Source organism: Nocardia flavorosea NBRC 108225 (assembly GCF_001613385.1).
Classification (GTDB): Bacteria; Actinomycetota; Actinomycetes; order Mycobacteriales; family Mycobacteriaceae; genus Nocardia; species Nocardia flavorosea.
Window position 1 is genome coordinate 160,636 of sequence record NZ_BDCG01000002.1, and the last position, 9,687, is coordinate 170,322.

4 protein-coding genes and 1 pseudogene are annotated in these 9,687 nt (G+C 65.9%); 4 read left to right on the top strand and 1 reads right to left on the bottom strand.

Features of this window, described 5'->3' with window-relative positions; all coding sequences use genetic code 11:
* Positions 1 to 493 precede the first annotated feature (493 nt).
* Positions 494 to 4,867 (bottom strand): hypothetical protein, encoded by a 4,374-nt coding sequence (locus NFL01S_RS01345; protein WP_062970614.1) that lies wholly within the window; start codon positions 4,865 to 4,867, stop codon positions 494 to 496.
* Between the two features lie 391 nt (positions 4,868 to 5,258).
* Between NFL01S_RS01345 and NFL01S_RS01350 the strand changes: the two genes are divergently transcribed.
* The 4 genes and pseudogenes from NFL01S_RS01350 to NFL01S_RS01365 all read left to right on the top strand — a co-directional run bounded on the left by NFL01S_RS01350 (position 5,259) and on the right by NFL01S_RS01365 (position 9,423).
* Entirely contained in the window at positions 5,259 to 6,257 is a 999-nt protein-coding gene (locus tag NFL01S_RS01350; protein WP_062970616.1) for an oxidoreductase, read from the top strand.
* Between the two features lie 181 nt (positions 6,258 to 6,438).
* Complete coding sequence (locus NFL01S_RS01355; RefSeq protein ID WP_157116124.1) at positions 6,439 to 7,050, top strand: hypothetical protein; 612 nt, start codon at positions 6,439 to 6,441, stop codon at positions 7,048 to 7,050.
* An 874-nt stretch (positions 7,051 to 7,924) separates the two neighbouring features.
* Positions 7,925 to 8,197: pseudogene (locus NFL01S_RS34055) on the top strand (transposase); the annotation flags it as partial.
* Between the two features lie 590 nt (positions 8,198 to 8,787).
* Positions 8,788 to 9,423 carry a hypothetical protein gene (locus NFL01S_RS01365; RefSeq protein ID WP_157116126.1) on the top strand — a complete coding sequence of 212 codons (636 nt, stop codon included), beginning with the start codon at positions 8,788 to 8,790 and terminating at the stop codon, positions 9,421 to 9,423.
* Positions 9,424 to 9,687: the final 264 nt, after the last annotated feature.

A 9,687-nucleotide genomic window follows, 5' to 3' on the forward strand; every position in this document is an offset into this window, starting at 1 on the left:
CCGTGCCGCTCTGCGGAGCAGTACCGATACTTCCTCCTGACAACTGGTTTCGCATCCCGGAACCCACAAACTTTGCACTTGCTTTGGATTACCTGGAGCGCATACCGCCCGGTTCGCCGTCCCCCGGACCTCCGGCAGAGCGCAATATCCGGCCGGGGCCGTCGAGTCATCAGCATTCGATAGGTGCGACCGAAATTCGTAATCGATTGCCCTTCAAATTATTCCGGCGAGTATCGACGTATTCCACTATCGGTCAATGTATTTCGCAACTTCCAAATCCATATTTTCTGCGGAAACCGACACCGAAAAGCGCTGCAGAAAATCAAAAAATCGTTAAGGATTTGGTTGGAAAATGCATAAAGCAGTCAGGTATGGATATTCTGTCACCGCGACCACCACCCGCCCGGAGCCGGGGGTTCTCCGGGAGGTGGTGGTCCCCGCAGTCGAGGCAGGCCCAGACCGACGGGGGCCGGGCCTTCCTCACATTCGCGGCCTACATCGAGCGCCGGGGATCGTCCTCGCCGGCCGCCGACCGGGCACGGAGCCCGGCGGCCCGATGCCGCGCCCGTATCGATCGGGGCCCGAAAACCGCAGGTTCGGAGTCGGCGAGCTTCTGGTACAACGCGCTCGAACGGTCGGCCAAGACGATAGCGGCGCCGGGGTCGCGCTGAGCGAGCAGACCCGCGGTGACGCCGCAGGCCGCGGCCAGTTCGGGGGCGAATCGGGCGGGGGCCAGATCCACCACTTCCTCGGTGAGCCGCAAGGCACGCCGGGCATACTCGAGTGCCTCGTCGTCATGGCCGAGCCCCACCGAATGGAGACTGTGCCCTCGCAGGCAAACCGCCAGTTCCGGCCGGTACCGGCGCGGTTCCGCCGCCGCCAGCGTTTCCCAGATGGCCACCGCACGCGAACTGGATTCCAGTGCGTCCCGATGCTTATCGGCACTCGCGAGATGCCGGGCATGATCCACCAGCGCACCCGCGAGAAATCTGGTGCGGTCGCTTTTTTCCGCGCAGATGCGCTCGTACAGGTCGACAGCGCGGTGCGATAAGCGCAAGATCTCATCGTCGGCCGGGTCCAGTTCGTGTAACCAGCGGCCGCGGTGCCACAGCGCCCAGGCCAGATCCTCCGACGGCTCGCCGGTCTCCGCCGCCAGTTCTTCCCAGTGCGACACCGCCCGCACGCTGTGCTCGAGCGCCTCGGTGAGACGTCCGACCTCCGCCAGGCTGTCGGCCATCAGGTCGTGGCCATCGGCGATATGCCGGCGCCGGTCGCCGGTATCCACGGTCGCGAACTCCTGACCGAGCGACAGCGCTGCTCGGGCCACCGTAAGCGCTTCCTGCCGACGGCCGGCTTCACCGAGCGTCAATGTCTGGTCACGTAGGGCGCCGGCCAGCCTGCCCAGGTAGCGGGTACGGTCCGCCGCAACCAGACGCAACGCCCAGCGCACCGCCTCGGCCATGGCGGGCACCGCTTCGAGCCGGTGGCCGAACCGGCCCAGTTGATTCGCGTAACGGTGGTGCATATCCAGGAGGGCGGGCACCAGATCGTCCCGCCCGGCATTGATGGCTTCCTCGTACAGTGCCGCGCTGTGTTCCCAGTGCCGAGCTGCCCGCTCCTGCTCGTCCAGCGAAATCCGCAACCGCGCGGCCCAGCCCTCACTGTGTGCCAGGGCAGGCAGTCCGGCCCCGGCAGCTTCGGCAGCGGCCTGCCGGCGAATCGCCAAGGCGCGATCGATTGCCGATGACGAACTGTCGTGTCGCCCTGCCGACTCGAACGCCCATGCTGTGTACTCCACCGAGAGCGCCCATTCGTCGCGGTAGTCCCCCGCGAACCTCGAGCTCAGCCTCTCGTAGACCGCTGCGGCCTGCTCGGAATACTCGGCGGCTTCCAGCCAGTCCCGGTGTTCACGGCAGAATTCGGCGTGCTGTCCGAGTGCGGCGGCCAGTTCCGGTAGTTGGTGCTCCGGATTATTGCCGGCGGCAGCACGCCACAGCCGGACTGCGGCTCGGGATCGTTCACCTCCCTCTTCCCATCGCCCTGCCTCTACGAGACGCGACGCCAGCCGCGCGGTGGCTCGGGCGAGGGCGGCGCCATCACGTCCTGGTTCACCGGCTGCCTCGGCTGCGGCGATCCGGACCGCGCGCTCCTGGGCCGCAACCGCGTCGGCGTGCCGGCCCGAACGGGCGAGAGAAGCCGAGTACCGGTACAGCACGTGCAGCAAATCCGGCACGAGATCCCGCCGGCCGCCGCCGGTCAGCTCGTCGAGCAGCTGCACCGCGCGTTCGGCGCAGACGACGGCCTCCGCGATCCGGTCGAGTCGGGCGAGCCGAATTTCCTGGTTGACCAGAACACCGCTCAGCAGCGCTCCGAAGAGGCTCGGGTTCCCGGTGACCAGCTCTTCCAGCAGCTCCACACCGCGGGCACCGGCGAGAACAGCATCCTCGTTCCGGCCGACCGCTCCCAGCTGGATTGCGTGATGGTCGAAGCACCGGGCCGCGGCCTCTGCGTACCACTCCCGGTTCTCCTTCAGCAGCACTTCGTAGCACCCGACAGCCTCGAACGATACAGTTATCGCCTCGTCGAAAGCTCCGTCCGCGCGTAGGTTCTCCGCATGCCTGTTCAATGCGGCGGCCAATTCGCGTCGATACCGCCGGTGGTCGTCCGCCATGGCACGGCGGGCGAGATCGACACCGCGACGCGAGTATGCGAGCGCCTCCCGCAACGCACCGGTCTCGGACAAGCACATCGCGTGATTGCCGAGGGCAATGATCAGATCGTCCCGTCCGCCGACCGGATCTGCCGCGGTCATCCGCTCCCGCAGTTCGACAAGAAGTGTCGAGTAAGTGAGCGCCTCCGCCGGTCTGCCCTGGCGGTGCAGGGTTCGCACCATCCGATGCAGCGCCGAGGCCCGAGTGTCGTCGCGGGCCGGGCCCTCGGGTAGCTGCTCGCAGATTTCCAGCACCCGGGTGGCCAGCGGCACGACCGGACCGCTGTCGGCCATATCCTCGTACACCGAAGCCAGCCGGTTCAGCGCATACGCGAGATCGGGCAGATAGGTGTCCGGCTGCTGCTCCGCCAGGCGCGTGTAGATCCGCTCCGCGCGCGTCGCGGCAACCAGCGCCTCTTCGAAACGGCGCAGCGCAGCGTCGGTGATCGAGCAGGTACACAACACATTCGCCAAGGATGCTTCGTTCTCGTCACCGGGGGCGTCTTCGTACAGAACCACGGCGCGCGTCAGCGGGCCGCGCGCCGCCCGGTGATCACGCCGCCGGTTGTAGATGATCGCGCGATTGTGCAGGGCGTTGGCCAGCGAGACCTGGTAACGGCCGGGTTCGTCACGAGCCAGGTGGTCGAGTACTTCCACCGCCTGCTGGGCACGTTGTTCGGCATCGTCCGTTCGCGACGATTGCATGTGCATCCGGGTGGCGCAGGTCAGTGCCCAGCTCAGATTCGGCCGGTATCGCTCGGCATCCAGTTCGGTCAGTTCACGAGCCGCGGCAACAGCCTGTTCCGCCGTATCCGAGGCGTCGGCGTGACGGCCCGCCCGGCGCAACCGCTGTGCCTGGGCACGGAGCTCGTCCACCGCGGCCGCCAGATGCGCCGTAGCATCGGAGTCGGCGAAACAGAGCCGCACGGCGACCAGTCCCGCGCCGAATTCCACTGCCGCGTCGGGATCACCCACCTTCTCGGCCATCGACACGATGGTCCGGTATCCGGTGGTGACGACAGCCATTTCGTTGTCGGCGCCCGCCGCCGCTCGCGCCTGTACCTCGACCGCGCGGTGCCAGGCTGCACGTGCTTCGGCCGGCCGGCCCGCGCGATGCAGGTAGTTACCGTGGTCGCGCAGTCGCCGGGCCGCGGTGAGCCCGCTCGACCGCCCACTGTCCACTTCCGCCGAAGTGGCTGCAACAAGCCGTGCTGACAGGGCGGCAGCCTCCGCCCACAGTTCCAGCCGAGCACTCACTCCGAGTACCCGTGTGAGATCACTGTGGCGGGTCAGGTCACCGGTGGCCATTTCCCGCACGATCCCGATCCGATGCCGTTCCCACTTGTGTGCTGCGGCGGCTTCACCGAATCGTTCCAGCAGCGCGATATGGCTCTTCCACATGAAATTCAGGCGGCCTAGAACTGCCGGGCCCTCCTCCGCCATCAATTCCTCATACCGGAGCACGCTGGCTTCGGAATGGCCGATCGCCTCCTCCGTGCCCTCCGTGCATGCCGTGTACTCGGCCGCGATCCGATGGGCCTCGGCCAGTTCTTTCCGCGGAAGGTCCCCCTCGTCTCCGGTCCGGGCCTCGAGAACGTCGATCTGCCGGAGTACCGCACGGGTCGTCCGGGCCAGCCGACCAGCATCATGCGCTGCGACCGTGGTCTGGGCGAGGACAACGATGAGTGTTGGCAACAACTCATCCAGTTGTGTGACTGCCCGATCGCGCTCCGCGGACCCCTCGCAGAGTTCGATCGCCAGATCGAGCAGATCGGCCGCGAGACCGCACGCTCCCTCGGTTTCTGCGTCCTCGGCCCGGTCGTGCAGCGATTCGACCACACACCAGGGGCTCGACTCGGAAAGCCACGCTGTCCGCGCGGCCGCCGTCAACGCGCGGTGCAGCGCCACGAATTCTTCGAAATCGAAGCTCACCCGCAGCGCGAGCGCCGCGGCCGCTCGCGACACCTCGGGATGGCCGGACCAGTGATCGAGAGCCGCGAGTACATCGTCTGCCGTACTGCGATCCGTCCGACGCGCGATCGACCACACGGCATCGGCAAGGAGCAGCGGCAATGCCTCAGCGAACTCGTGCGGGCAGGCGGGAACGAGCGAATTTCCGAATACTCTGCCGGAGTCAGCGAATTCGGTATCCACCACACACCATCCTCGCAACCCACCGACCGCTTGTGGCATGTGAAGCCATCGGGAGTCGCCCCCTCCGCGTATTGGGTAGACCACGGAGTCTACGAGACCCGGGCCGGCGAACACTCACTGAACCGATATCCTTGATCGTCGCTTTGGAATCCACGCGAACAGATACGCAGGCCAGGCCGGCCGGAACCCACCGCCGTCCCCGGGCTCGGCCTGGTAATTGATCGTTTCTTGACTTCTCCCGGGACGACCAACTTGGAATAGTCACCGCCCATATCGGAGATCCACCGATACCCACCGATCAGTGAACCCGGCACCCCATGTCACTGCATCCAGAGGTGCCGGATCAGGGCTGGACGATTCTCGTACGCGAGACGCAGCGGGAGGTACAAGAGATATGCCCCAACCGACGAGCCGCCCCGGGTGGAACCCGGCCGAGATCCCCGACCTGGGTGGCCGCACGGCTGTGGTCACCGGCGCCAACAGCGGCATAGGCTTCGAGACCGCACGTATCCTGGCCGAGCACGGGGCCCGGGTGGTACTGGCATGCCGGAACCTGGAGTCGGCCTCGAATGCGGCGGATCGAATCCGGGTGGTCTCGCCGGGCGCGGAGCTGGAATGCGTGCATCTGGACCTGATGTCACTGCAATCCGTGCGGATCGCAGCCGAGGTTCTGCGCAGCCGGAATCCGAGAATCGACCTGCTCGTCAACAACGCCGGCGCGGCGACACGGCGCTACATCCGGACGCCGGACGGATTCGAAGCCACTCTGGCCACCAACCATCTCGGCCCCTTCGCACTCACCGGGTTGTTGCTGGACAGGCTCGCACCGGTCCCGGGCGCCCGGATCGTCACGGTCAGCAGCGTCACCCACCGACGGACCCGGCTGCCGTTCGAAGACCTGCACGCGGAGCGCCGACGTTATCGGTACATGGAGGCCTACGGCCAATCCAAACTGGCGAATTTGCTGTTCACCTTCGAACTGCAGCGGCGGCTGACCGGTCTCCATGCCGAGGCGATCGCTGTCGCCGCCCATCCCGGATCGGCGCGGTCGCAGTTTTCGAACAATATGGGACTGCTCACCCGGATACTCACTCGAATGCCGTGGTACCTCCTCGTATCTTGGAGTCAGCAACCGGCAGCACAGGGGGCCCTGTCCACCATCCGGGCCGCCGTCGGGGAGAACGTTCGCGGTGGCGAATTCTACGGCCCGACACGATTGTTCGGCTTCAAAGGCCGGCCCGAGTTGACCCGAGCTGCGGCCCACGCCTACGACGAGGCAGCACAAGCCCGGTTGTGGACGGAATCCGAGCGACTCACCGGGGTCGAATATCCGCACGCACTGGCGGTCGGCGAGATGGTCCGGGACGTAGGCCGGAATCCTGGCCGACCTTGACTTGACCGCTCACCTTACGCGCAGGTCAATTGTCGCGAATCGTATGGAAAATGTCGGATTCGACCGTACCCGGCCCGGGCAAGTGCTCTTACCATTCGAGTACCAGCCCATCGGAAATCTACCCGAAAGCCGAGCGGAACAGCTTATCGGAATGGTTCCCACCTACGTTCAGGGAAACCACATGCCTGTTGTGAAATCGCACTGCGACCGGTTTTCTCCGGCCGAGCATTCGACCTTCCGGCAGCACCCTTCCCCGCCGACGGCCGTAGCTGGAGGCCACGACCACGCCGACCGGGTATCGATGCCGAATCCCACCGCGCTCTTGTGCGCCATGGCCGGGCAGCATATCGAAGGGCCGCTCTGCAATCTCGCCTTCAAGCTGGTCGACATTCATCGGCGCCGGATTATCCGCCCCGATTCCGACGCGAACCTACTGGCTCTCCGAATCCCCGTGCTGGTTCGCATCGATGCCCTCACGCGGCAGTTGCCGCCGCCCGGCCCCACCGCCCACCCGTACGAGCCGGGACTGGCCCGGTTGATCGACCGGCTGGCCTGGGCTGCCGCGGAGGCATTCGAACTGCTGATGTGTCACGACATCGGTGGCGAGCAGGTACACCGGGCATGGACACGGTTGGCCGAGCTGGAACTCGAGTACGCGGATCTGTATCGCGATATCCGCGCCGGCGTTCGCTACCTGCCGGCCGGGACAGTACACGCAGAGATTTCGCGAGCGCTGATGTCGAAGATCAGCAGAGCCATCCCGCAGACAAGAGTCTCGGCCGGCACAGACTGAGCCGACAGTTACCGGACTTCGACAACTGAGCCGGACGCTTCGCTCCACTGCATCGATCAGTACATATCGATTTGCTATTACTTCGGACTGACGGACGGGATTTCGTCGCGGCCGGGGTCCAACCCCCAGATCAGGCGCTGCTGCTGCCCGGGCATCAGCAGCAGGATCGAGGACCCGCCTCTCATGTGCTCGTCGATCGGGATATCTTCGCCCATTTCGCTCTGGGCGCATATCCTCGGCTGGGCGACAGCGCCATCTGTGAAGCGGCTTTCCGGCTGCTCGATCCCCGCCCGGCTGCTCGGTGCACGCGGGCATCGCCGGTTCCAACATACCGACCGAACCCAGGTTGCGGGGTCCGCGCCGGGAGCGAGGTCGACATCGGTAACACTCTTGATGAACCGGCCGAGAATGAATCGCGGTTCGGGCAATGCGATACCGGAGGGTACCCATCGCACCCCGTTCGGGTTCGGCAACCGGATCGCCGGTAGTCGGGCATCGGGCCACAGGGGTCCGGGCCGATCGGCCGGCCTCCGATGGACCCGCTTATCGACAGCGCACCGTAGTTCTGCCCAGGCCGGGTGGTCCGCGCCGGGAACCGGGCCCCGGGGCTGGTGCCCGATCCCGAAATGCGGCACCCCGTCCCAGCCGAACTCCAGCAACAGGCAGATACACCTGGTCCGGCGGCAGACCGCAGACGCCGGCGGCGGCCGCGCCGGCCTGACGGCGAGCGCTGGCGAGCCGTCGTTGCGGTCCATCTCCCGGTCCCCCGAGTTCTAGTCCGGCAAGGCAGTGTACGACCGACGCCAGCAGGTTCTGAGCGGGGTCGTAGCCGGAAGGTCGGTGGTCACCGCCTGACCGAGTCCACGAGGGAAGTATTTGCACGACGACCGATGTCCAGCGTATCGACCCGAACACCCCGTGCGCCGAGCAACTCGCCGCGGCGAGCCCGGACCTGCTCCCGTCGTTCATGCACACGATGATGAGCGCGGATGCCGACGCGAATTGCGGCGAACACAGCCCGGAATGCCTCAACTCCCGCAACGGCTACCGCCACCGCGATTTCGATACCCGCGCCGGCACGATCGACGTAGCGATTCCGAAACTGCTGTCCGGAAGCTACTTTCCCGACTGGCTGCTCGAACGTCGTAACGCGCCGAGCTGCCGGCCGTGTCCGGGACACCGGAAGGATTCGAGGCCACTTTCGCCACCAACCACCTGGCCCCTTTGCACTCACCAGGTTCCTGCTGGACCGGATCGCGCCGGACCCCGGCGCCCGGACCGTCACGGTCAGCCGTGTCACCCATCGCCGAGCCCGGCTGTCGCCGACTTGCCTGCCGAACACCGGCGATACCGGTTCATGGAGGCGTACGGCAGGCACGGTCGTGGGTCGAGTCGGAACGATCGACCGGTGTCGAATACGCGCGCATGATTTCCGGCGCCGAGACAGGGCCGACCGCGCACTCAGATCACAGCCGACCATGACTCGGCCGGCCCAAGCTATGCGGAGATCAGCTGTCGGAAATCGTATGGAAAATGTCGGGTGCGTCCATACCGGGCATGTCGAACGAGTCCTACTCTTCGGTGTACCAACCGAATTGGAATCGCAACGCATGGCGGTCGAAACCGCTTGCGGAATTGATCCCACCGACACCTCGGGACACCGCTATGCCTGTTGTGCAATACCATCGCGAACGGTTTTCCGTGTCCGCGCATCCGGTCTTCCGGCAGCACACTGCCGTGAGGCACCCTACGGGAGACGACGACCGCGCAGAGGCCATCTCCCTTCCCAGTCCCAGCGCACTACTGTGCGCCATGGCCGGGCAGCATCTCGAAGGTCCGCTCTGCGTACTTGCCTACCAGCTGGTCGAAATCCATCGGCGGCGGCTGATCCGTCCGGATTCCGACGAGAATCTACTGGCCCTGCGAATACCGGTACTGGCCCGCATAGATGCTCTGACGCCGAAGTCGCCGGCCCCCTCGCCCGCCGGCCGCCCGTACGAGCAAGGGCTCGCCCTGCTCGTCGACCAGTTGACCTGGGCCGCCGCGCAAGCGTTCGACCTACTGTTACGTGACGATATCGGTGGCGAACGGGTCCACCGCGCGTGGACCCGTCTGGCCGAGCTGGAACTCGAGTACGCCGATTTGTACCGCGATCTCCAGGAAGGCCGTCGCTACCTGCCGACCGGCATAGTGCACGCGGAGATCTCCGGCGACTTGGTGTCGGAAATCATGCGTTCCTTGTCGTCTCCGGGTCTGGTCGACCCACCGACACCCGTGCTTCGCACCGCGGTAAGCGGACCCCATCGCGGACCGGGGTCGGCGGCGGATGATTCGGATACCTCCTCCGTTGTCCAACAGACTCCTGGAGGTTAGTACTGCAACGGCCCTGGGCTGAGCGGTACTGGCGAATCCGAAGAGTGGCGTCGGCAAGCCCGCCTGGGCCACTGCCGACACCAAGGCCACCCACGCACCTGACCACCGAGTGTCGTTGCAGGTATCAGACGCCAGTCAGCATTTCGATCAGGCCCCCAGGAGAGTCGGGCACCTCTCTTCGGGAGCTGGTGACCGCCTCTCCGCCTTTACGGACAAAATCCAGGAATCGCGGAGGAACTTCCGCAGTCCGTGCGGCGGCCGCGA